This is a genomic window from uncultured Bradyrhizobium sp. (genome assembly GCF_936928535.1).
GTDB lineage: Bacteria > Pseudomonadota > Alphaproteobacteria > Rhizobiales > Xanthobacteraceae > Bradyrhizobium.
In genome coordinates, this window is record NZ_CAKZHY010000095.1 from 115,818 (window position 1) to 138,171 (window position 22,354).

Consider the following 22,354-nt stretch of genomic DNA (forward strand, 5'->3'; position numbering starts at 1 on the left):
CAAGCTGACAGCCCTATGCTTCTTTGCCGGGAACCGCGGACCTTAGGCTGGGTAGCTCGCTAACGCTCCGGCCACATCCATTGCCGCACACCAGCCAAATACAATTGCCGGACCCAGCATTGTACCAGGCCCCGGATAGGTCCCGCGAAAAATTGAAACGGCATCGTTGCCTGCCGCATAGAGCCCGCTCAACACCTCGCCGTCACTCCGAAGCACACGTCCACGCACATCGGTCCGCAATCCGGCGCTGCTTGCGAGGTCGGATGGCCAGACCGCAACGGCATAGAAGGGGCCCCGTCCGATGCTGCGCAGACACGGGTTCGGCTTGTTCGCCGGATCGCCATTAAAGCGATTGAGGACGCTTGCGCCTCGGCCGAACTCTTCGTCGACGCCGGTCTCTGCGTAACGATTGTAGCGCTCGATCGTGGCATGAAGCTCGCCCGGCTCGCTGCTGATCTTTCGCGCCAACTCCTCGACTGAATCGGCGACGATCAAGTAGCCGGCGTCGCAAAATCTTTTAAGGTTACGTGTGCCGGGGTGGATGAGACCGAGCCCATATTCGGCGATGAAGCGTCGATCGCAAACGAGAAACGATGGCACCCTGGAGGCCTTGCCATTCGCGTGAAGCATGGCTGCAACGAAGTCGTGGTAGGAGTCGGCCTCGTTGACGAAACGGCGGCCGGAGCGGTCGACAGCAAGGAGCCCCGGCTTCGCCCGGTCAAGGATGATGTGCGGGAAGACGGAGACATATCCGTCGGGCTGCCGCATGACCGAACTCGGCATCCACAGCGCAGAGCTCTCCAGATCAAAGACGATCTCGCCACCAGCACCTTCGGCGGCGGAAAGTCCATCTCCGGAATTGGATTCAGGCGCCAGCGAGAAGCGCCGCGCCGAGGGCGGAAGCAGTCGTTCGCGAAGTTCAGCACTCCAGCCGATGCCGCCAGTCGCCAGTACGATACCTTTGCGGGCACGTATAGAGAGCGTGCGACCAGGAACGTTGATGATCAGGCCGATCACCCGCCCATCTTCGACGACCAGTTGTCGGAGGGCAGCTTCAAATCGCACATCGACGCCTGCTCGGCGCACATCGTAAAACAGTCGGGCGGCCAGCGCGTTGCCCATGACGAGGCGGGTTCCGCGCTGGAAGCGAAGGCGGTCGAGCCCGTGTCGCGCCAGCATACCGAAAGCGTGTATCAAATTCTTCCATGACCGAAACGGGTGCAGTAGCGGATCGATGTCGCCTTTTCCGATCATCATACCGCCTAGCACCATGAATTCGCGACGCGGCGGCCTCAGCCGGTCGAAGTCGGCGCCGAGCTTGCGGCCGTCGAAAGGTACTGTGGCGAGAACCCGTCCACCGGTGGCGGCACCCGGAAGCGCCTTGTAGTCAGGGTGGATAGGGGGCGCGGTGAATCGAACGCTTGACCGCGCTTCAAGGTCGTCCAGCACCAGAGGGCCCATCCGGAGATATGCATCCAAACGCGCATCGCTAACATGGTCGCCGAGCATCGCGCCTAGATAGGTTCTCGCGGCTTCGACGGTGTCCGGCCTGCCCGCGCTCCTGCTTTGGCTGCTACCGGGAATCCAGACGCTACCTGCCGAAAAGGCGGTGGTGCCACCCACCTTGTCCGTTTTTTCACAGAGTACAACCTTGAGGCCTTCGAGCGCGCCAACGAGAGCCGCGGTCATGCCTGCGGCACCCGCTCCTACCACAAGAAGGTCGGTCTCGACGTCCCACGATTGTTCGCGATGCCCCTGCGAAGCCCAGACCTTGGGAGCGCGCACCTGCGCGCTCGTATCGCCGACGTTACCGGGCACCCCGGTCGCGCCAGCGACGATCTTCACTCCACGTCCTCCGCTGTCAGGAGATAAGCGAGATCATATATGCCATCCTCATGCGAAGTGACGGTCAAAGCTGTGTGGAGCAGTTTTTGTACGTCGGAAACCACTCGGGTCAGTTCACGACGGCCGACGCCGTCGACCAGAACGACTGCGTCGAAGACGTCCTCGCCGGTCGAGGCACGGAGTTCGCTCTCGCGTGTCTTGATCCGTGTCGTCTGCGGTGCGGCCACGCCGAGATGGGCGCCGCAGACGCCGTCGAGAAGAGCTATACGATGCGCCAGACGGTCGGCAGTCGCCTCGAAACCGGCCAGAGCATCCTTACCCATAGCAAGCCTGATCGTGGCCATTGCGCCCCCCATCCCGCGTCCCGCGCTCGCAGAGAGAATGCAGGCCGAACGCGCAAAGTTGCGAAAGGTGGGTTGGACGCGATTGCTCCAATGCGTTGGGTTGTTGAGGCGTGCCCGGTAGTCGTCGGAGCTCAGCACTTCGAGCGTACGCGTCTCGTAAAGCGTGAACCAGCGCTGGTGGGCCAAATTCCAGTCGACGCCACGCCGACCGGCGAGAAAGCCCGGGACGCCGAGCCGCTCGGGCATATGCTGGCGCGTATGCCAGTCGCTGTATTCCGCCTCGCCGCTGGCCTCGATATCGTGCCAGATCGCCATGAAAGCTCTGCCTTTGAGCGGCATCGCGATTCCTCCTGAAAACTAGCCCTGCAAAACCGCCGCTCCGGACGGCGGGTTAACCCAGCATCTCCATCATCGCTGCGACCGCGATGCGATAGCCGTTTGCTCCCAGGCCGGCGATCACGGAGGTCGCGACCTTCGAAACCAGCGAATTGTGATAGAGGCTCTCGCGCCGATGGATGTTGGAGATGTGCAATTCGATGATTGGGCCAGAAAACATCTTCAGCGCGTCCATCAGAGCGATCGAGGTGAAGGACCAGCCGGCCGGGTTGATAATGATGCCAGCGCCTCCATCGTCGGTCGCCTCGTGAATCCAATCAATCATCTGGCTTTCGGCGTTGGTTTGGTGGAACGCGAGCGGACGATCGCCGGCTTCCTTGCGACACATCGCCTCGATTCCAGCGAGCGTGGTGCGTCCGTAAATCTCAGGCTCGCGTTTGCCGAGCCGGTTCAGGTTCGGCCCGTTGAGAACGTAGATCGCATTCTGCATGATTTTCAGCCTTTGTAGCCAAACAGCCGCGGCAACCAAAGCACGGCATCGGGGATGGTCGCGATGATGACGAGTATGATCAGAGACATGATGATGAACGGCGCCGCTTCCCGCACGATGCGCGCGAGCGGCTGCTTGGTCATGTTGGCCAGCACGAATAGCAACAGCCCATAAGGCGGCGTCAAGAGGCCGATCATGATGTTGACGACGACCACCACGCCGAAATGCACCAGATCGATACCGAGGGCTTTTGCCGTGGGGATGAAAATGGGCACGATGATCAGGAGGATCGTCGTGCCCTCGAGCAGGCAGCCGAGGACCAGCAACACGACGTTCACAGCCAGCATGAATACCGGCGGGCTCATGGCATGGCCCTGCATGAGGCGCGCCAGAGAGGCTGGAACATTCTCGATCGTGACGACGTAGTTGAAGATCATCGCTCCTGCGATCAGCATGCCGATCGAGGCCGTGGCCTTGCTGCTGGTCAGGAGGGTCTCGTAGAGCTGCCTCCAGCTCACGGCGCGGTAAAGCACGGTCGAGGCGAATAGCGCGTAGAAGGCGGCCACTGCTGCACCTTCCGTCGGCGTCATCACGCCGCCGTAGATACCGAACAGCAGGATCACCGGCAGCATCAGCGCCGGGAAAGCCCGCAATGTGATCCGTGGAACCTCTTTCAGCGGAATCGCCGGCTCAACCGGATAATTGCGCCGACGCGCGATGATCGAGTTCATCACCATGAAGGCGATGCCGAGCATGACGCCCGGCACGAAGCCGCCGAGGAACAGGTAACCAATGGAGGTGTCGGAAACGAGGGCATAAACCACCATCGGGATCGAGGGCGGAATAATGGGGCCGATGATGGCGGCGGAGGCGGTGATCGCCGCCGCATAGGCCACCGGGTAGCGGTTCTCTTTGGTCATCATGCCGATGATGATCCGGCCGATGCCGACCGCGTCGGCAATCGCCGAACCGGACATGCCGGCGAAGATCATGTTGGATACGACATTGACGTGGCCGAGGCCGCCGCGGAAGCGGCCGACCAGCACCAGACAGAACCGCAGCAGCCGGTCGGTCAGGCTACCGATGTTCATCAGGTCGGCAGCGAGGATGAACAGCGGGATCGCAAGCAGGACGTAGCTGTTGAAAAGGCCGTTGAGGATCTGCTCGGCGGCCGTGCCGAGGTCGAGACCCTTGAGCAGCAGATAGAATACCGACGAGACGATCATCGCGTGACCGATCGGCAGACCGAGAGCGCCGAGCAGCACGATGCCGATGATGCAGAGGGCGAAGGGGGAGATAATCATTCTCAGTCCCCGAGCTCCGCCGGGTTGGTCGCGGGCGACGCATCGCCCCGAAAGGCGCGCCACATCAGCCAGAGGTAGCGCACGATACAAGCGACCGCAAAGATGATGAAGACCGAATACATCCAGTTGAGCGGCACGCGCAGATAGGCCGAATGCTCGACCTTCATGAAGCTGACGTAGCTGTAGGCCGCCGGCAGTGAGATGGCGTACATCAAAACCAGCGCAAGGCCGGTGATGACGGTGAAGATCCGTCGCATGCGCTCCGAAATTTGCGAGTAGATGATGTCGAAGCGGATCTCCTCCGTCTCCTTGACCGTGAATGCCGCTCCCCACAGGACCGTCCACAGCCAGGTGGTGATGATGAGTTCCTCCGACCACCCGAGTGGATCATTGAGGACGTAGCGGAAGACGATCTGCAGGATAAACGTGCCAAACATCACCGCCAGCAAGGCCACGGCAACGTTCTCTGCGCGATGCCTGAGCCAGTGCGCGACGGCGATGAGACGGGGATGCATTGGCGCTCTTTCGGGGGTGCGTATCCGGAGCAAGCAAGCGCTACGGCAGACGACCGCCGCAAGAGGCGTCGGTCGTCCGTGTAAAGGGCTTGCCTTACGTGATTGCGTTGATGGCCTCGAGCGCACCCGTCGGCCAATCCTTGCCGTACTTGTCGATGTACTTCTTCTGGGCATAAGTCCGGAAGGCGGCCACGTCCGGCGCGTAGACCTTCTTGCCCTCCTTCTTGAAGTATTCAAGCGTCTCGACCTCCTGGGAGTCGAAGCGCTTGATGTTCTCCGCCGACATCTTATCCGCGGCCGCCTGGAATTCAGCTTGCTGCGCTGGGCTCAGGGCATCCCAGATCTTGGAGCGGATGACCATTACGTCATAGGCGATGACATGCTTTGTCAGGACGAACTGCGTCGTCACCTCGTCGAACTTCATGAGCTTCGAGGCGACGACCGGATTGTCCTGCCCATCGACGGTGCCCGTCTGAAGTGCCGTGTAGAGCTCGGCATAGGCGACCGGCGTCGGGTTGGCGCCGAGCGACTCGCCGAGAAACTGCCAGAACTCCCCTGGCGGCATCCGCAGCTTGATGCCGGCCATGTCGGCTGGCGTCTTGATTTCCTTCGTCGGCTTCAAATTGACACTGCGCGAGCCGAAATAGACCGGCGTGATGACCTGGATGCCAAGCTGATCCTTGGCCATCTTGATGAAGGTTCTCCCGATATCGCTCTTGAACGTTTTCGCCATGTGGTCGGCATCGCGAAAAAGGAACGCCGAAGTGAGCAACGACCAGGCCGGGATCTGCTTGGAGATGTCGGCGGGCGCGAGGTTGCACAGATCGAGATTGCCCCGCTGGAGCGCGACCAATTCGGCGCCCTGCTTGAACAGGGTGTTGCCCCAATACGGCTCGAACTCGAACTGGTCTTTGATCGCCGCGGCGAATTCCTTGTAGGCCTGGGCTCGCAGGTCGGTTTCGGTGAAGGCGGCGCTGAACCGCAGCTTTGTGGCGGCACGGACGGTTGTCGGGACGATGGCCGCCGCGGCGAGCATGGAGGCGCCGGCAGCCAGAACGCGACGGCGCGAATAGGGTGCTCTCATTCGTATTCCTCCCAGGACGTTCTTGTACTTTCTGTGAGCCAATTATCCCTCTTGCGATCGGCGGTTCAATGGTCAAAAATATAATCGTCATATGAAGCGGAGATCATCAGTTGATCATGCGCGGCGACCAACATCGGACGCTCGTCGAAACGGCTGGCGAAAGGGCTTACCGCCGGATCCGGGACGACATCATCGCCGGGACTCTCGAGCCTTCGCAAAGGCTCAAGCTCGACGCGCTGAAGGAGACCTACGGCGTCAGTGTCAGCACGCTACGCGAGCTCCTCAACCGACTGACTTCGGAAGGACTGATTGTTGCCGAAGGCGCGCGCGGCTTCGAGGTGGCGCCCATCTCGGTTCAGAACTTCAAGGAGGTTGCGAACCTGCGTCAGCTCTTGGAGAGCCATGCGTTGGAGGCATCGTTTGCAGGCGGCGATATGGATTGGGAAGGACGGGTTGTAGCGGCGCATCACAAGCTTTCCGTGGTGGAGGCACGCCTGCTCGCGGGCAACCGCACGGGTGCCGACGTCTGGAAGCGCTACGATTTCGAATTCCATCATGCGCTGCTATCGGCCTGCGGCTCGAAGGTGCTGCTCGATACGCATTCGGCCGTTTTCGATAAATATCTGCGTTACCTGATTATCGCCGTCGTCTTTCGCGGTGAGGTCACCGCGCGCGAGCATCGCGCGTTACTCGAATGCGCCCTCAAGCGCGACGTCCGGACCGCCAAAGACGTGCTCGTCCGGCACATCCAGGAGTGCGTCGCGTTCACATTGGCTAAAGGCCAGATAGCCCGGAACGCTACTGGCCGAACTACGATGAGAGGCAAAAGGTCAGCCCTCGCGGTCGACTGAGTTTGAGCCGGAGCCAGCGCCAATTCCGTCTGCAGGCATCATGCAATTGAAGGGGCTCGACATTGAATCTCGTTCCCCCCGCTGGTTGCACCTCAGGTAGCTGATGATCGTCCTAGTGTGAGCTTGGATCATCTGAACGTCTCGCGGCAACGAGGCGTCGACGCTGAGCGGTTCAATCCGTTTCTAACAATAACTTACGACAATTCTACTTCAAACTAGAAACATACAGGGCGATACAGATGGTGCGCCCAGCACTAGGAACAAGCCGCAAAGTCTGCAACGAGTAAGAACGACTAGGCTGCCGTGGGTCAGACTCGACAAAACTCAGAGTGACCAGAATGCGTCCGCTTTCGGGCACCGGCCATTCCGTCGGCAGCGGCTCATTGAGCCTGACTGCCCAGCCATGATTCAAATCCCTCACGAAGGGACCAAATCATCCGCGACGAACTCTCCGACGAGAAACATCGCGCTCGCAATCGAGTTGAGCGGTTCTTCAACAGGATCAAGCAATGTCGTCAGGTAGCGTCGCTCTACGACAAACTTGCCGTCAATGACCTTGCCTTCGTCCAACTCACATCGATCTAGCTATGGGGGCTCGGCGCTCACAAGCCTACGTCCTAGAACGTCACCCGGGCACCCGCGTAGAAAGCCCTTGGCCTTGCCGGGCTCAGCGAGCGCGGATCGGTAAAGGGATTTCCGCCGTTGGTGAAGTTCGGCAGAGCGCCGGTGTCGAAGAACTGCCCGTAGGTCGCGTACCTGTTGTCGAAGACGTTGTCGACCTTGCCGTAGAGCTGGACGTTCTTGGTGACCTGGTAGGAGGTGTGCAGGTTGAAGACGGTGTAGGACGGCAGCTTCGAATATTGGTTGGATTCATCGCCGACCAGATATTGGCTGGAGACGAACAGCGCATTGCCGCCGACCTTCCACTCATCGGTCACGGCATAGTCGACACCGACCTTGACGCGATGACGCGGGATCGCGGGGATCTGGTCGCCCGGCAAGACCTGGATGTTGCCCTCGGCATCGGCGAATGGACTGTTGGAGCCGAGCGTCAACGGGTCGAGGAAGCGGGCATCGATGAAGGTGTAGCTCGCCTGGAATTGAAGCGTTGGCGACTTGATGTTGACCTCGGCCTCGAGCCCCTGCCGCCGCGTCCTGCCGACATTGGTGAAATAGCCAAAGCCGGTCCTGTCAGGAACGGGGACGGCCAGGATGTCGTCATAGTTGGTGGCGCGGAAGCCGCCGAGCTTCCAGCCGAGCGTGCCGATGCTCAGCTCCCTGCTGCCGCGCAGCCCCGCTTCCACCGTCTTGGACACGACCTGCTTCAACGGCGGATCGGAGACCAGAAACGCCGCGATGAGACAGGGATTGTTCGGATCGGCGCAGCCGAGCTCGAGCGGCGTCGGCACGCGGTTGGCCTCGGAATAGCCGGCATAGGCGGTCAGCTCCGACGTGATCTTGTAGGTGCCGCCGATCACGGGATTGAACCTTGTGTAGGTGTAGTCGCCGTTGAGCGCGGCGCCGAGCTGGTCCTCCAGCGAGATGCGCGCCACATTGAAGCGGCCGCCGCCCGTGATCGCGAAGGCGTCCGTCACATTGAACGTATCCGTCGCATACAGGCCGTTATATTGATTGACCGTCCGCAGCGAGACGGGACCGGCAAGCCCGGTCGCGACCGTGCCTGATGGTCCCAGGAAGACGCCGCTGCCACTCACGACATAGTTCTCTCCGATCGACCCGATCTCGCCGAGGGCATCGTACCGTGTGGTGCTGGCGTCATAGCTCGTGCCCATCACGAAGCGGTTCTCGTGCCCGAACAATTGATCGGTGTTGGTGGCCTGCCCCGAAACGCCGAAGCTGGTCGAGCGGATCGTGCTGCGGTCGATCTCGCCGAGGATCGTGCCTGGCGCGAAGGGATTGCCGAGCTGCGTGCCGTCGAGACCATTTGCAGGCGTTGCACCGTCGCCGAAGCACAGCAGCGTCGCGTCCGCCGTGCACTCAACGACATTGGTGGGATTGCCGTCGACGATCTTCTGCTCGTACCGACGCAGATGCGCGGAGCCCTCGAGCGTCCAGGTCGGCGTCGCATCCGCCTTGGCAGTCAGGTTGAGATAGCCGACGCGGTTGGAGGTCGTTTGTGGGGTCGTGTAGGTCGCGCCCCAATAATTATTGAGCAGCTCGGCCGGCACGGTGGCGTTAGCGCCAAAATCGTTCTTGGCCACGCCCATATTGACGTGGAATTCGCTGTCGCCGGCCTTGTAGCCGACGTCGCTGTAGAAGCGCCGCACGTCCGATTGCGAGAAGTTGCGAAAACCGTTGTCGTGCAGGCCTTCGAGCGCGGCGTAGACGGCGTAGTTCTGGTCGACCTGCTTGCCCCATTGTGTCGAGCCCTGGATGCGGCCGAACGAGCCGCCCATGACGTCAACCTCGGTACCCTGATAGCTGAAGCCATCCTTCATTTGCAGATTGATCGCGCCCCCGAGCGCGTTGAGGCCGAAGGCGGGATTGTTGGTCACCAGCGTCGCCGACCGGATCGCCGCGGTCGGAATCAGGTCCCAGTTGACGGCGTCCGAAAACGCTTCGTTGATGCGCAGGCCGTTCTGGTACACGGCGAGGCCCTGCGGCGCGCCTGTAACGGGCGAGGCGATAAAGCCGCGAAACTCGACATTGGGCTGGAACGGGTTGCCGGTGACCTCGCTGATGCTGACGCCCGCGATGTTGTCGCGCAGCGCATCGGTGATGTTGAGCGAGCCGGTGCGTCTGATCTGGTTGGCGTCGACGGCGTTGATCGCCGAGGGAACCTTGTCGACCTCGAGACCTCGGCCGGTGCCGGGCGCTGTCGGATAGACGTAGATCCTGCCACTGCTCCTCGGCTTCCCGGCGTTGGCAGCGGTCCGCGCGACGGGGCGCGACGGCGCGCGACGCGCAGTCGGCTGCGGCGCCACCACTTCGACCGCGGGCAGATTCTGGACGTTCGTCTCCTCGTCTTGCGCGGCGCGCGCGGCGTTCGCGAATGCCATGCCGAACAGCAGCCCGGTCGACACCGAGGCCATCAGCAAATTTCGCGCGTGCCCCGGCTTGCCCATTCCCTCGCCCCAACAGTCACCACCGGCTGTTTTCGTTTTCGCCTGATGGTCGGGACGAGTGTAATCGGCGGCAGCTCACGCACTAGCCACAAAAGGTCGGGCAATATCCGCACCCATTTTCCCGACCAAATCGGGAATTATTCCCGATCGGGACATTTCCCGCTTGAAGCGGGCGCGATCAGGCCGCCGTCGTTGGAACCAGCGCCTCGACGGTGACGCCGCTCTCGCCGGACGCGACGTTGAGCGTGCCGCCGAGTGCCAGAATGCGCTCGCGCATACCGACAAGGCCGAAGCCGAGCTTCTGGCCAGGCTCCATGCCGCGACCGTTGTCGCTGACCCGCACACGCGCACAGAAACGACCATCGCGACCGGGCTGCTCCGCGGGCTCGATCACGACATTGATCGCAGTCGCGCCGGCATGGCGGAACGCGTTGGTGAGGGCCTCCTGCACGACGCGATAGATGGTGAGATCCGCGGTCTCACCCGTAATGCCGAGCGCGGGCGAGATCGTGGTCTCGATGGTGACATCGGGGTGCGATTCCCGCCACAGCCGCGACAGCGATTCCAGGGCCTTGCCAAGGCCAAGCTCGGCAAGGCCCACGGGGCGCAACCGCTCCAGCACGCGGCGGGTGAACTGCTGCAGCGCGTTGATCTGCTCCAGCAGCGCGCCGCCGTGCTTTCGCACGGCGTCCGCGCTCGGTGCGCGCCCGTCGGCGAGCTTTGCGAGCGCGCTGGCATGCGCGCGCAGCGAGAACAGATAGGGCCCGAACTCGTCATGCAGCTCGCGCGCGATCTCCTTGCGCTCGACGTCCTGGAGCGACACCGCGCGCTCGGCAAGGCGACGCTTGTCCTCGACCGCCTCGCCGAGCGTCGCCCCCAGATGATTGAGCCTGGTGCAGATCGCAGCGAGCTCCGGCGCGCCGCCGGGCGCAACGCGCGCATCATAATGCCCGCTCTCGAGCTCACCCATCGTCTGTGCCAGCGATTCCAGCGGCGCAAGCGCCCGGCCGACGACCGTCATCATCACCAGGAAGAGCACCAATGCGATCACTGATCCGACCTCGAGCTGTGTCACGATGGCGTCCCAGATCTCGGCGATCTCGTCGTTGGGATGCGAGGTGATCACCAGCGAGCCGGGCTTGCCATGAACCGAGACCGGCACGCTGACGGCGGTCTGCTCGGGATGAACCAGGCTGACGAACCAGGCCGGCGGGCCGGGCGTATCGTCATCCGCATCAGAACGCGGGGGTGTCAGCGGGTTACCTCCGGCATCGCGAAGCGCGATGCTGACATGGCGCAGGCGGTTCAGGTCGTGCGCGATCTGGTTCAGCCTGGCATCGGGATCCGGCGCCTCGTTGAGATCGGCAACGATCATCTCGATGAACTCGCGTGCCAGCCGGATCACGCTCTGGTCCTCGGCCTGAACGCGCGGACCCGCCTCCGCGACCTGGCGGGCGATGTTGACCGCGAGCCCGAGCGCAAGCAGCAGCGCCAGCAGGAGGTTGATGCGCCCGCGCAAGGAAAGATTTTGCCACATTGCTTTCGCCCGTGCCCCGCCAAAGGGTCGCCCGCGCCTGTCCGGTAGCGTTGACAGGGGCAAAGCGCCCGATATCTAATCGGAAGCGTACAGCAATCCCGGCCGGGTTGCATGACCGGACAGCTTTCCTCGTTTGGCACCATGCGGCGCGAACATAAAGGCCGGCGCTGTCACGGGGAACGCCTATGCGCATTCTGATCGTCGACGATCATCCCATTGTCGCCTCCGGCTGCCGCGCCGTGCTGGCCGACGAGGGCGAGATCGAGATTCTGGAAGCCGCCGACGCCGAAGACGGCGAGAGCATCTTCATCGTCGAGCGCCCCGACCTCTGCGTCATCGACATCAATCTCCCGACCGTCTCCGGCTTCGAGCTCGCGCGCCGCATCCTCGAGCGCGCGCCAGAAGCCCGCATCATCATGTTCAGCATGAACGACGACCCGGCCTTCGCTGCCCGTGCCATCGAATGCGGCGCCAAGGGCTATGTCTCCAAGACCGGCGACCCCGATGACCTCGTGGAAGCAATCCGCACCGTCGGCAGCGGCGGCACCTACCTTCCGAGCGCGATCGCGCGCAGCATCGCCTTTGCAGGACCGACGCTGGCGCAGAGCCCGCTGTCGAAGCTGAACGCGCGCGAGATGGAGATCCTGCGGCTGCTCAGCGCCGGAAAAAGCCTGTCGGAGATCGCCTGGCTGGTGCAATCGTCCTACAAGACGGTCGCCAACACCTCCTCGATCATGCGCCAGAAGCTTGGGGTGAAGACCTCGGTCGAGCTGGTGCGGCTGGCGATCGACAGCGGCGTGGCGTAGAAGCGCGCCACAAATTTCGGTCACACATCCATAGCATTCTCGATGTGGCGCGATGCCACGGAGCACCCAGGCATGACGATCCAGACTGTCTCGACGAACAGATCCTATGGCGGCGTGCAGGGCGTGTACCGCCATGCGAGCCAGGCGACCGGAACCGACATGGTGTTCTCGGTCTATGTTCCGCCGCATGCCGAGGGCGCCACGCTTCCCGTGGTCTGGTATCTCTCCGGCCTCACCTGCACCCATGCCAACGTCACTGAGAAGGGCGAATTCCGCAGAGCCTGCGCCGAGCTCGGCCTGATCTTCGTCGCGCCCGACACCTCGCCGCGCGGGCCCGACGTGCCCGGCGACGCCAACAATGCCTATGATTTCGGCCTCGGCGCCGGCTTCTATGTCGACGCCACGCAAGAGCCGTTCGCACGCAATTACCGCATGTGGAGCTACGTCACCGACGAGCTGCCCAAGGTCGTGGCGGGAAATTTTCCCGTCGATGCCAAGCGGCAATCGATCATGGGCCATTCCATGGGCGGCCACGGTGCGCTGACGGTGGCGCTGCGCAACCCGCATCGTTACCGCGCCGCCAGCGCCTTTGCCCCGATCGTGGCACCGTCTCAGGTGCCGTGGGGCACCAAGGCGCTGACTGGCTATCTCGGGCCGAACAAGGAGGCCTGGCGCAACCATGATACCGTGGCGCTGATCGAGGATGGCGCGAAATATTCCGGCTTCCTGGTCGATGTCGGCGAGGCCGATAATTTCCTGAAAGAACAGCTCAAGCCCGAGCTGCTCCAGGCCGCCTGCACCAAGGCGGGCATCCCGCTGACGCTGCGGCGCCAGCCGGGCTATGACCACAGCTATTATTTCATTTCGACCTTCATGAGCGACCATCTGCACTGGCATGCGGAGAGGTTGAAGGGGTGACAAAGCTTCCCCCGCGACTGCAGTATCGTAGGGTGGGCAAAGCGAAGCGTGCCCACGATTTCCCTCGAATCATTGATTGATCGTGGGCACGGCGCAAGTGCGCGTTTGCCCACCCTACAATTCCCGACTCGCGGAGAGAAATATCTCACGGCTTGCCGTAATTCGGCGCCAGCAAGCGGTTGCGGATCAGATAGCTCATCGTGCGTGACCAGGATTCATCGGTATTGCCGCGCATATCGGCGCTTGCCGCGGTGATCATGTGGCCGGTCTTCACGTCGCGCAGATAGATGTTGAGATTGATGATCAGGTTCGAGACCTTCTGCACCATGCCTGTAATCTCGAGGTCGGCGCCCAATTGTCCGGCAAGCTTGAGATCGCAGCCGCCGCAGGCCTGCAGATTGCTGTGATGGGCGGCATCCCTGACCGGCGCGATATCGAGCACCTGGAACTTACCTGAGTCAGTCAGTTCCTTGCGCAGCTGGTCGCTGATCAACGTAAGCCGCGCCTCTTCCGGCTTGGAGCCATAGAACTCGCCAGGCAAGCTGGTGTCGATCAGCTCGAAATCGAAGATGGCAAGCTTCGGCGGATCGGCGGCTGCCTGCGACCCCGTCAGCAGCAAAGCCGCGAAACATATCAGCGCTCGCATGATCGTGATTCCGCCTGTGGTGTCGCGACGACCAAATGCGGGGTTGCAAGCCCTGCCAAATCGGTCATGCTTGAAGAGAAACAATTCTCCACCTGCGGTCAAGCCGGGGAGAACGTTGCGGAGGAAGCATGATCCGATGGTTGCTGGGCCCGATCGGCCTGTGTCTGGCAGCGGCGCAAGCGCTCGCGGCCGACCCTGTTACGATCGGCGTCGGCTATCTCGGCGTCGCCGGCACCAGAGCGACACTATCGCTGGTCGAGCAGCCGGCCGAGAATGAAGGTGTCGCCGGCGCGAAGCTTGCGATCGAGGACAACAACACCACGGGCAAATTCCTCGGCCAGCGCTTCACGCTGGAGGAGCACCGCATCAGGGAAGGCGAGGATCCGGTCCAGGCCGCGAGCGCGCTCGCCGAGAAGAACGGTTTCATCGTCGCCGACCTCCCGGCCGATGCGCTTCTAAAAGTGGCCGATGCCTTGCGCGACCGCGGCACGCTGCTGTTCAACGCCGGTGCCATCGACGAGCGGCTGCGCGAGGCCGATTGCCGCGCCAATGTGATCCACACCGCACCGACGCGCTCGATGCTGGCGGATGCGCTCGGCCAGTATCTGGTGTGGAAGAAATGGTCGCGCTGGCTGCTGGTGGTCGGCTCCCATGACGAGGACAAGCTCTATGCCGACGCGCTCCGCCGCGCCGCGACGCGGTTCGGCGCCAAGATCGTGCAGGAGCGCACCTTCGAAGACAAGGGCGGGGCACGCCGCACCGATAGCGGCGTCACGCTGATCCAGCGGCAGATGCCGGTGTTCACGCAACAGGCGCCCGCTTATGATGTGCTGGTCGCCGCCGACGAAAGCGAAGTGTTCGCCGCCTATCTGCCCTATCGCACCTGGGATCCTCGCCCTGTCGCCGGCTCGGCGGGCCTCGTGCCGCGCAGCTGGGACGCTGCCCAGGACCAGTGGGGCGCGACACAGATGCAGAACCGCTTCATGAAGCTGAACGCGCGCCGCATGTCCGCGCTTGACATGCAGGCCTGGACGGCGGTGCGCATGATCGGTGAAGCCACCTCGCGGACCAATTCCGGCGACGTTAAGAAAGTCACCGACTTCATCAAGGGACCGAATTTCGAGATCGCCGCCTTCAAGGGCACGAGGCTGACCTTGCGCGACTGGAATCTCCAGCTGCGGCAGCCGATCCTGCTGGTCGACGGCCGCATGGTGGTGTCGGTGTCGCCGCAGGAAGGATTTCTGCACCAGGTCTCCGAGCTCGACACGCTCGGCTACGATCGCCCGGAGAGCAAATGCAAGCTGAAATGAGGACATTGATGTTGCGTGCCGGGCTTCTCGCCGGACTAATGCTGGCGGCAACGCCCGCGCATGCGTTCGTCGCCTATGTCTCGAACGAGAAGAGCAACACGGTCTCGGTGATCGACACCGACAGCTGGACCGTGACCAAGACCATCAAGGTCGGCCAACGCCCGCGCGGCATCGAGTTCACCCGCGATGGCAAATTCGTGATGGTCGCGGTCGGTGACGACGACACCATCCAGGTGATCGACGCCAAGGCTCAAGCGATCGTCGACACCCTTCCCTCCGGCCCCGACCCCGAATTGTTCACGCAGGATGCCGCCGGCAAGACGCTCTATGTCGCGAATGAGAACGACAACACGGTGACCGTGATCGATCTGGAGAAGCGCGCCCGCCTCGGCGACATCCAGGTCGGTGTCGAGCCCGAAGGCATGACCATCAGCCCTGATGGCAAGACCCTGATCAATACCTCCGAGACGACCAACATGGCGCATTTCATCGACACGTCGTCGCGCCAGATCGTCGCCAACGTCCTGGTCGATCCGCGGCCGCGCTTTGCCGAGTTCAAACATGACTCGTCCGAATTGTGGGTCTCCTCCGAGATCGGTGGCACGGTGTCGGTCATCGATCCCGGCAAGCATGAGGTGATCGGCAAGGTTACATTCGAGATTCCCGGCTTGAGGAAAGAGGCGATCCAGCCGGTCGGCATCGGCATGACCAAGGACGACAAGACCGCCTTCGTCGCGCTCGGCCCCGCCAACCGCATCGCGGTGGTCGACACCGCCACGCGCAAGGTGACGAAATATCTGCTGGTGGGACAGCGTGTCTGGCACATGGCGTTCACGCCTGACGAAAAATACCTGCTCACCACCAATGGCGTCTCCAACGATGTCTCCGTCATCGACGTTGCCGCGCAGAAGGTGATCAAGACCATTCAGGTGGGCGAACTGCCCTGGGGCATCACGATCGCGCCATGACCAGCCCCGCCCCCATCGCCGAACCACTGGAGATGCCGAAGCCTGATCCGGCAACGGTGCCGGCGCTGTCGATCGACGGCGTCAGCCATGCCTACGGCCCGCGCCGGGCGCTGATCGACGTCTCGTTCAACGTACAGCCGGCAAGCTTCACCGCCCTGCTCGGCCTCAACGGCGCCGGCAAGAGCACGCTGTTCTCGCTGATCACGCGCCTGTTCGGCATCCAGACTGGCCGCGTCGGCATTTTCGGCCATGACGTCAGCAGGAGTCCCGGCGAGGCGCTGCGCCTGCTCGGCGTGGTGTTCCAGCCGCGCACGCTCGATCTCGATTTGTCACTGACGCAGAACCTGCTCTATCACGCGGCCCTGCACGGCATCACCAGGCGCGAGGCCGCCGCGCGCAGCGCCGAGTTGCTCGCACGCATTGGTCTTTCGGATCGTGCCGGCAGCAAGGTGCGCGATCTCTCCGGCGGGCAGATGCGGCGACTGGAGATCGCCCGTGCGCTGCTGCACCGGCCGCGGCTGCTCTTGCTGGACGAGCCGACCGTCGGCCTTGACGTCAAGGCACGCGCCGACATCATCAGCCATGTCCGCCAGCTCGTGACCGAGCAAGGCATCGGCGTGCTCTGGGCCACGCATCTGTTCGACGAGATCATGCCCAATGACGATCTCGTGGTGCTGCATCAGGGCAAGGTGCTGGCGCAGGGCCCAATGGGCCGCGTCATCGCCGAGGCCGGCGCGCAGGACGTCAACACCGCCTTCATGCGCCTGACCGGCGCGCAAATCATGCCCGGAGGTGGCGCATGAGCAGCATCACCACGCGCGAGGTGCCGCGCGGCTTCTCGTTCCAGGAGTACATGACCTGCCTGACCGGCATCGTCTGGCGTGAGGGCCTGCGCTTCCTGCATCAGCGCGAGCGTTTCGTCTCGGCGCTGGTGCGGCCCTTGGTGTGGCTGTTCATCTTCGCGGCCGGCTTCCGCCAGGTGCTCGGCATCTCCATCATCCCGCCTTACGAGACCTACATCCTCTACGAGGTCTTCATCGCGCCGGGACTGGTGGCGATGATCCAGCTGTTCAACGGCATGCAGTCCTCGCTCTCCATGGTCTACGACCGCGAGATGGGCAATATGCGCACGCTGCTGGTGAGCCCGTTGCCGCGCGGCTTCCTGCTGTTCTGCAAGCTGCTCGCCGGCACCGCGGTGTCGCTGCTGCAGGTCTATGCATTCCTCATCATCGCCTGGTTCTGGGACATCACGCCGCCGCCGATCGGCTACCTCACCGTGCTGCCGGCGCTGATTTTGTCAGGGCTGATGCTGGGTTCGCTCGGCATGCTGATCTCCTCCGGCATCAAGCAGCTCGAGAATTTTGCCGGCGTGATGAACTTCGTCATCTTCCCGATGTTCTTCGCTTCCTCCGCTCTGTACCCGCTCTGGCGGGTGCAGGAGGGCAGCCCCTATCTCTACTATGTCTGTCAGGCCAATCCGTTCACCCATGCGGTCGAGCTGATCCGCTTCGCACTGTATGGGCAGATCAACTGGATCTCCCTCGCCGTGGTCGGAGCCTGCACAATCGTCTTCATGGTCGGCGCGATTTTCGCCTATGATCCCTCGCGCGGGCTGGCACGGCGCGGGCCGGCGGGAGGCGAAGGATGACGGTTCGGACACTCGCTATAGCGGCTCTTGCGTTCGCGGTCTCCGCCACCGCCGCGCGCGCCGCCGATCCGCGCTATCCCAACTGGCCGTGTGCGCAGGCCAAGGTTCCCGAGATTTCGCTGGCCGCGGTCTGGGCCGGCCCGGAGCTCGGCGACGCCGAGACCAAGTGGAAGGACGACAGCAAGATCACTGCGCTGGTCGGAAAGCTCGCGGCGCGCAAGACGCCGCTGGACGAGGCCGAGAAATCCGTGAAGGATTTCCTGGCCGGCTCCGCCGCCGACAAGAGCACCAACGCAAAGCTGCTGTTCGCAGGCCTGTTCGACACGCTGAACGCCCAGCGCTCCCAGGTCATGAGCGGGCTGGAACGCGTCAGCCATAAGCAGCGCGAGGCCGCCGACAAGATCCGCGAGGAAACCATCCAGCTCCAGGCGCTCCAGGACTCCACGCCGCGGGACGACACCAAGGTCGATACCATGAGCAACCAGCTGATCTGGGAGACCCGCATTTTCGAGGACCGCCGGAAGGTGGTGCGCTTCGTCTGCGAGGTTCCGACCACGATCGACCAGCGCCTGTTCGCGCTCGGGCGCGTCATCCAGCAGGAAATGGAATAGCGTCAGCCCTGCTGACGGCTTTCATAAAAGTTCCCGCGATATCAAGGCCATCGTTAATGTTTGCCGCGCTATCTGCCGGAACCAAATCGATCTAGGATGGCTTGTCCCTGAATCGTAAACGCCGGGAGGGCACGATGGGAACAGCAAAATTCATCCTCGCGAGCGCTGCAGCCATCACCATGCTCGCATCAAGCGCCTTTGCTGACGACATGACCGGAATGGTCACCAGCATCAACAGGCTCAACAACACGATCTCAATTCAGCAGATGCAGAAGGGCACGGTCGGCGGCAGTGCGGGCGGCGCCGGCGCGCTCCAGCAGTACAAGGCCAAGGACACCGCGATGCTGGATGCCGTCCACGCCGGCGACAGGGTCACGTACACCGCGACCGATACGGATGGCTCGAGCACGCTGACGAAGCTGCAGAAGCAGTAAGGCGGGATTTTCGCCGCAGTCCGGATGGTCGATGTAGGCCATTCTGCTTGCAGATCGTCATTGCGAGGAGCTCGCGACAAAATTGCGTAGCAATTTTGCGCTGATGCGACGAAGCAATCCAGGCTCCCTTCGCGGAGAGATTCTGGATTGCTTCGCTGCGCTCGCAATGACGTGGAGAGAGCTACTGCTCGGGCCGCGGCTCCGGCTGCGCCTCCTCCGTGGGTAGCTTCGCTTGCTCCCATCCGTCGGTCCCCTCGGGGTACCAGGCGACGTTGGTATAGCCGTAAGCCAGCGCGCGCTTGGCGGCGTTCCAGGACATCCAGCAATCGGCGAGGCAATAGATGACGAGCAGCGCGGCCTTGTCGCCGTGCGAGGCCTGCCTGAGCCCGCGTTGCAAATAATCATCCATTGAAGGCGGCAGCGCGCCGTAGCCGGTGTCGGGCAACCAGAGGCTGCCGGGAATGTTTTTCCGCGGCGTATCGCGCCAAACGGTGCCCGCGGGGAGGTTCTTCGGCTTCGGCGCGCGCGGAAGCACGTCGATGAAAGCACCGCTCTTCGACCGCCAGATCGTCTCGGCCTCCGCCGTCGAGAGCACGCGCGCGCCTTCCAGCGTCGCCGGCACCGGCGCGCGGTAATTGTCGGTGCGATAGCCCTCCGGCTCGAACGGCTCCTGCTGCCGCGCCTGATCTTGCTGCGCCGACACTTGCTGCGCCGACACTTGCACCGCCAGCATGGCGGCGACCAGCGCAGCGGCAACAGGCCATCTCATGGCGCCTTCTTGGCCGCCTCCGTGCCGAGCGGCCGATCGTTCTCGTCCAGCAGGGGCACGCCGAAGTCGATCAGGATCTTGTTGATCTCGCCCTGGTTCTCCTGGATCAGCTTGTTCAGCTGGCGCTTCCAGTTCTGGTCCGCGGCGCGCACGCCCATGCCGATGCGATAGACCAGTTTTGGCCCGGTGGTTTCCTTCACCAGCGGAGTCACGTGCAGCGAGCCGGCTTTCTTGGCGTAGTATCCCGCCATCGGCCCCCACAACACGCCCGCATCGATTTTCCCCGAGGTGAGGTCGTCGATCATCGCCTGCGCCGAATTGTCGTAGCGCGTGTCGATCATCAGCGGATAGGGCTTGGCGTCGCTCATCAGGCCTGCGATCGCCATGTTGGTCGCCGGCGGCGTGCCGGCGACGATCCCGACATGCTTGCCCTTCAGCTTCGGATCCTCGAGCGTGTCGACATCCTCGAGCCCGCTGCCTGATTTGGCGACCAGAGCATAGGTCGTGCGGTAATAGGGATTGGTGCCCTGCACGATATCGTCGCCTTGCGGAAAGCCCATGATGACGTCGCAGCGATGCGCACCCAGCGTCATGCGCACGAAGCCTGTCGCTTGCGGGAAGAACACATAGTCGAGCTTCTTCTGGAGCTTGTCGGCGAACAGCTCGGCGAGCTTGTTCTCGATGCCCTCGCCCTTCTCGTTGGAGAACGGCATGTTGCGCGGATCGGCGCAAACGCGCAGCACCTTGGGGTCGACCAGCTCGAACGAGAGATCGCCACCGTCATTAGTCTGCGCGCGGGCGACGCCGCCGATCGCACAAGATGCCGCCATCACGCACAGTAAAAACAACCAGCGACGATGTCGTCCGGCCTCCATCGCGCTTCCTCCTCATTTCATTCGAATGCTATCCATGCAACGCAGGACGCATCCTATTTGCCAAACTTGGCGCTGGCTTGTTGTGCTGCAGTGCAATGCGGTCAATCCCGAACTGAGGCGGAACAGTGTCGCATCTCACGTCAAAGATCGTAGCCTTGTCCCTGCTGGCAGCGGCGACGCTAGCACGCACTGGGGCGGCCGAATTGCCTGTGAGCGAAGTCGCGAGCGGAATCTTCGTGCACTCCGGGGCTATCGCCCTGATGACCCGCGAGAACGCGGGCGACATCGCCAATGTCGGCTTCATCATCGGCGAGGATGCGGTGGCCGTAATCGATACCGGCGGCAGCCTTCGCGAAGGCGAGGCGCTGCTGGCCGCGGTGCGCGCCCACACCAACAAGCCGATCCGCTACGTCATCAACACCCACGGCCATCCCGACCATGTCTTCGGCAACGCAGCCTTTGTGGCTGATGGAACCAGCTTCGTCGGCCACAGCAAGCTGCCACAGGCGCTGGCGACGCGCGGGCCGTACTATCTCGACAATTTTCGGCGCATCATGGGTGGCGAATTGATCGATCCCGTGAAGATCGTGCCGCCCACGGTGCTCGTGAAGGACACGATGACGCTCGACCTGGGGTCGCGCAAGCTGACCTTGCGAGCATGGCCGGCCGCGCACAGCGACAACGATCTGACCGTGTTCGACGGGACCACGAAGACGCTGTTCGCGGGCGATCTGGTGTTTCTCCGCCACATTCCGGTGATGGATGGCAGCATCCGCGGCTGGCTCGGCCTGCTGAACGAGCTGGAGGCCGTTCCCGCCGTCCGCGTCGTTCCCGGTCACGGCCCTGTGAGCGATTGGCCTGCCGCTTTGGCCGATGAACAGCGTTACCTCTCGACGCTGCTGTCGGACGTCCGTACCTCCAACAAGAAGGGCGAGCAGATCCGGACCGCGGCCGACAAGGCCGCCGCGACCGAGCGATCGCGTTGGGAACTGTTTGACGATTACAACGCTCGCAACGCAACCGCAGCATTTTCTGAAATTGAATGGGAGTAGCAGGCGCGCTACCCTTGTCTCGATAACTGCGTCGTCCGCAGAGGACCTTGATCATGATGGGATGCATACGCCGCCTGCCCCTGGTCGCCGCATTGCTCGGCATCGCCCTCGCCGCGCCTGCGAGCGCCGAAGAGGCTTACGATCCCTGGCCCGGCCTGGTGCAGGACATCTTCAGCAACCGTCCGATGAATGATGGCGCCGACGTCATCGCCATCGAGATGCCCTATCGCGCCGAGGATGCGGCGATCGTGCCGGTGACGCTGCGGAGCAAGCTCTCGCCCGCAGATAGCCGCCGCATCCGATCGATCACGCTGGTGATCGATCGCAATCCGGCACCGATGGCCGCGAAATTCGATCTCGGGCCGGATGCCAATGTCAGCGAAATCTCCACGCGCGTACGCGTCAACAATTACACTGACGTGCATGCGGTCGCCGAGCTCAGCGACGGCCAGCTCTACGTCTCCAAGACCTATGTGAAGGCGTCAGGCGGCTGCTCGGCACCAGCTGGGAAGAACGCCGAGGAGGCGCAGAACCACCTCGGCCAGATGCGCTACCGGCAATTCGCGCGCGAGGACGCGCCGGCGAGCCGCATCCGCGAGGCCCAGATCATGATCGGCCATCCCAACAATTCCGGCCTGCAGATGGATCAGGTGACCCAGCTCTATATTCCCGCCTTCTTCATCAATCAGCTGAAGCTGACGCAGGACGGCAGCCCGGTGCTGTCGATGGAAGGCGGCATCTCGATCTCGGAAGATCCCAATCTGCGCTTCACTTACGTCTCCAATGGCGCGAAGCGATTCCGCGCGGAAGCCAAAGACACGGACGGGCATGTGTTCCGGAACGAGTGGGACGTGGAGAAGTCGGGGACGTAAATCTCTCTCGCCGTCATTCCGGGGCGCGCACAGCGCGAACCCGGAATCTCGAG

At 62.8% G+C, this 22,354-nt stretch carries 22 protein-coding genes and 1 pseudogene; 12 read left to right on the top strand and 11 right to left on the bottom strand.

Annotated elements, in window-relative coordinates:
- Positions 1 to 42: 42 nt before the first annotated feature.
- The 6 genes from Q0687_RS17985 to dctP all read right to left on the bottom strand — a co-directional run bounded on the left by Q0687_RS17985 (position 43) and on the right by dctP (position 5,918).
- Complete coding sequence (locus tag Q0687_RS17985) at positions 43 to 1,845, bottom strand: FAD-dependent oxidoreductase (RefSeq protein WP_298879178.1); 1,803 nt, start codon at positions 1,843 to 1,845, stop codon at positions 43 to 45.
- A complete protein-coding gene (locus Q0687_RS17990; protein WP_298879180.1) occupies positions 1,842 to 2,528 on the bottom strand; it encodes a hypothetical protein in 687 nt (228 codons plus the stop codon). The genes Q0687_RS17985 and Q0687_RS17990 overlap by 4 nt, the downstream gene beginning before the upstream one ends.
- A gap of 52 nt (positions 2,529 to 2,580) precedes the next feature.
- Positions 2,581 to 3,015 carry a type II 3-dehydroquinate dehydratase gene (locus tag Q0687_RS17995; protein ID WP_298879181.1) on the bottom strand — a complete coding sequence of 145 codons (435 nt, stop codon included), beginning with the start codon at positions 3,013 to 3,015 and terminating at the stop codon, positions 2,581 to 2,583.
- A gap of 5 nt (positions 3,016 to 3,020) precedes the next feature.
- Entirely contained in the window at positions 3,021 to 4,319 is a 1,299-nt protein-coding gene (locus tag Q0687_RS18000) for a TRAP transporter large permease (protein WP_298879185.1), read from the bottom strand.
- Positions 4,320 to 4,321: 2 nt separating this feature from the next.
- Complete coding sequence (locus tag Q0687_RS18005) at positions 4,322 to 4,834, bottom strand: TRAP transporter small permease (protein WP_298879188.1); 513 nt, start codon at positions 4,832 to 4,834, stop codon at positions 4,322 to 4,324.
- A 94-nt stretch (positions 4,835 to 4,928) separates the two neighbouring features.
- The gene (dctP, locus tag Q0687_RS18010; protein ID WP_298879190.1) at positions 4,929 to 5,918 is read right to left on the bottom strand and encodes a TRAP transporter substrate-binding protein DctP; all 990 of its coding nucleotides are present in this window, start codon (positions 5,916 to 5,918) and stop codon (positions 4,929 to 4,931) included.
- Positions 5,919 to 6,034: 116 nt separating this feature from the next.
- Here dctP and Q0687_RS18015 point away from each other — a divergent pair, with 116 nt between their 5' ends.
- On the top strand, positions 6,035 to 6,769 hold the full coding sequence (locus Q0687_RS18015) for a GntR family transcriptional regulator (protein WP_298879494.1): 735 nt from the start codon (positions 6,035 to 6,037) through the stop codon (positions 6,767 to 6,769).
- 462 nt (positions 6,770 to 7,231) lie between these two features.
- Positions 7,232 to 7,354 (top strand): annotated as a pseudogene (locus tag Q0687_RS18020) (transposase); the annotation flags it as partial.
- Between the two features lie 32 nt (positions 7,355 to 7,386).
- On the opposite strand, the gene Q0687_RS18025 reads toward Q0687_RS18020, so the two are convergent.
- Together Q0687_RS18025 and Q0687_RS18030 are read right to left on the bottom strand one after the other, a co-directional pair.
- Positions 7,387 to 9,855 carry a TonB-dependent receptor gene (locus Q0687_RS18025; RefSeq protein ID WP_298879193.1) on the bottom strand — a complete coding sequence of 823 codons (2,469 nt, stop codon included), beginning with the start codon at positions 9,853 to 9,855 and terminating at the stop codon, positions 7,387 to 7,389.
- Positions 9,856 to 10,033: 178 nt separating this feature from the next.
- Complete coding sequence (locus tag Q0687_RS18030) at positions 10,034 to 11,392, bottom strand: histidine kinase (protein ID WP_298879195.1); 1,359 nt, start codon at positions 11,390 to 11,392, stop codon at positions 10,034 to 10,036.
- A 185-nt stretch (positions 11,393 to 11,577) separates the two neighbouring features.
- On the opposite strand from Q0687_RS18030, the gene Q0687_RS18035 reads away from it, so the two are divergent.
- Both Q0687_RS18035 and fghA read left to right on the top strand, forming a co-directional pair.
- Complete coding sequence (locus tag Q0687_RS18035; protein ID WP_298879197.1) at positions 11,578 to 12,198, top strand: response regulator transcription factor; 621 nt, start codon at positions 11,578 to 11,580, stop codon at positions 12,196 to 12,198.
- Positions 12,199 to 12,270: 72 nt separating this feature from the next.
- Positions 12,271 to 13,116 (top strand): S-formylglutathione hydrolase, encoded by an 846-nt coding sequence (gene fghA, locus Q0687_RS18040; protein WP_298879199.1) that lies wholly within the window; start codon positions 12,271 to 12,273, stop codon positions 13,114 to 13,116.
- A 145-nt stretch (positions 13,117 to 13,261) separates the two neighbouring features.
- On the opposite strand, the gene Q0687_RS18045 is transcribed toward fghA, so the two are convergent.
- Positions 13,262 to 13,762, bottom strand: coding sequence for a DUF3280 domain-containing protein (locus Q0687_RS18045; protein WP_298879201.1), 501 nt, complete (start codon positions 13,760 to 13,762; stop codon positions 13,262 to 13,264).
- Positions 13,763 to 13,890: 128 nt separating this feature from the next.
- Here Q0687_RS18045 and Q0687_RS18050 point away from each other — a divergent pair, with 128 nt between their 5' ends.
- The 6 genes from Q0687_RS18050 (at position 13,891) to Q0687_RS18075 (ending at position 18,733) form a co-directional block, all read left to right on the top strand.
- On the top strand, positions 13,891 to 15,072 hold the full coding sequence (locus Q0687_RS18050; protein ID WP_298879203.1) for an ABC transporter substrate-binding protein: 1,182 nt from the start codon (positions 13,891 to 13,893) through the stop codon (positions 15,070 to 15,072).
- Complete coding sequence (locus Q0687_RS18055; RefSeq protein WP_298879204.1) at positions 15,057 to 16,040, top strand: YVTN family beta-propeller repeat protein; 984 nt, start codon at positions 15,057 to 15,059, stop codon at positions 16,038 to 16,040. The genes Q0687_RS18050 and Q0687_RS18055 overlap by 16 nt, the downstream gene beginning before the upstream one ends.
- Positions 16,037 to 16,843 carry an ABC transporter ATP-binding protein gene (locus Q0687_RS18060; protein WP_298879206.1) on the top strand — a complete coding sequence of 269 codons (807 nt, stop codon included), beginning with the start codon at positions 16,037 to 16,039 and terminating at the stop codon, positions 16,841 to 16,843. The genes Q0687_RS18055 and Q0687_RS18060 overlap by 4 nt, the downstream gene beginning before the upstream one ends.
- Positions 16,840 to 17,688: an ABC transporter permease gene (locus Q0687_RS18065; protein ID WP_298879208.1), complete on the top strand. Its 849-nt coding sequence runs from the start codon at positions 16,840 to 16,842 to the stop codon at positions 17,686 to 17,688. The genes Q0687_RS18060 and Q0687_RS18065 overlap by 4 nt, the downstream gene beginning before the upstream one ends.
- Positions 17,685 to 18,299: a hypothetical protein gene (locus Q0687_RS18070; RefSeq protein ID WP_298879210.1), complete on the top strand. Its 615-nt coding sequence runs from the start codon at positions 17,685 to 17,687 to the stop codon at positions 18,297 to 18,299. Before Q0687_RS18065 ends, Q0687_RS18070 begins: the two co-directional genes overlap by 4 nt.
- Before the next feature lie 134 nt (positions 18,300 to 18,433).
- Entirely contained in the window at positions 18,434 to 18,733 is a 300-nt protein-coding gene (locus Q0687_RS18075; RefSeq protein ID WP_298879212.1) for a copper-binding protein, read from the top strand.
- Positions 18,734 to 18,914: 181 nt separating this feature from the next.
- Here Q0687_RS18075 and Q0687_RS18080 read toward each other — a convergent pair whose 3' ends face one another.
- Positions 18,915 to 19,502 (bottom strand): PQQ-dependent catabolism-associated CXXCW motif protein, encoded by a 588-nt coding sequence (locus Q0687_RS18080; protein ID WP_298879215.1) that lies wholly within the window; start codon positions 19,500 to 19,502, stop codon positions 18,915 to 18,917.
- Positions 19,499 to 20,332, bottom strand: a complete 834-nt coding sequence (locus tag Q0687_RS18085; RefSeq protein ID WP_298879496.1) for a substrate-binding domain-containing protein — start codon at positions 20,330 to 20,332, stop codon at positions 19,499 to 19,501. Before Q0687_RS18085 ends, Q0687_RS18080 begins: the two co-directional genes overlap by 4 nt.
- Positions 20,333 to 20,523: 191 nt before the next feature.
- Here Q0687_RS18085 and Q0687_RS18090 point away from each other — a divergent pair, with 191 nt between their 5' ends.
- A complete protein-coding gene (locus Q0687_RS18090; protein WP_298879498.1) occupies positions 20,524 to 21,429 on the top strand; it encodes a quinoprotein relay system zinc metallohydrolase 2 in 906 nt (301 codons plus the stop codon).
- A gap of 53 nt (positions 21,430 to 21,482) precedes the next feature.
- Positions 21,483 to 22,301 (top strand): quinoprotein dehydrogenase-associated SoxYZ-like carrier, encoded by an 819-nt coding sequence (locus Q0687_RS18095; RefSeq protein ID WP_298879218.1) that lies wholly within the window; start codon positions 21,483 to 21,485, stop codon positions 22,299 to 22,301.
- Positions 22,302 to 22,354: the final 53 nt, after the last annotated feature.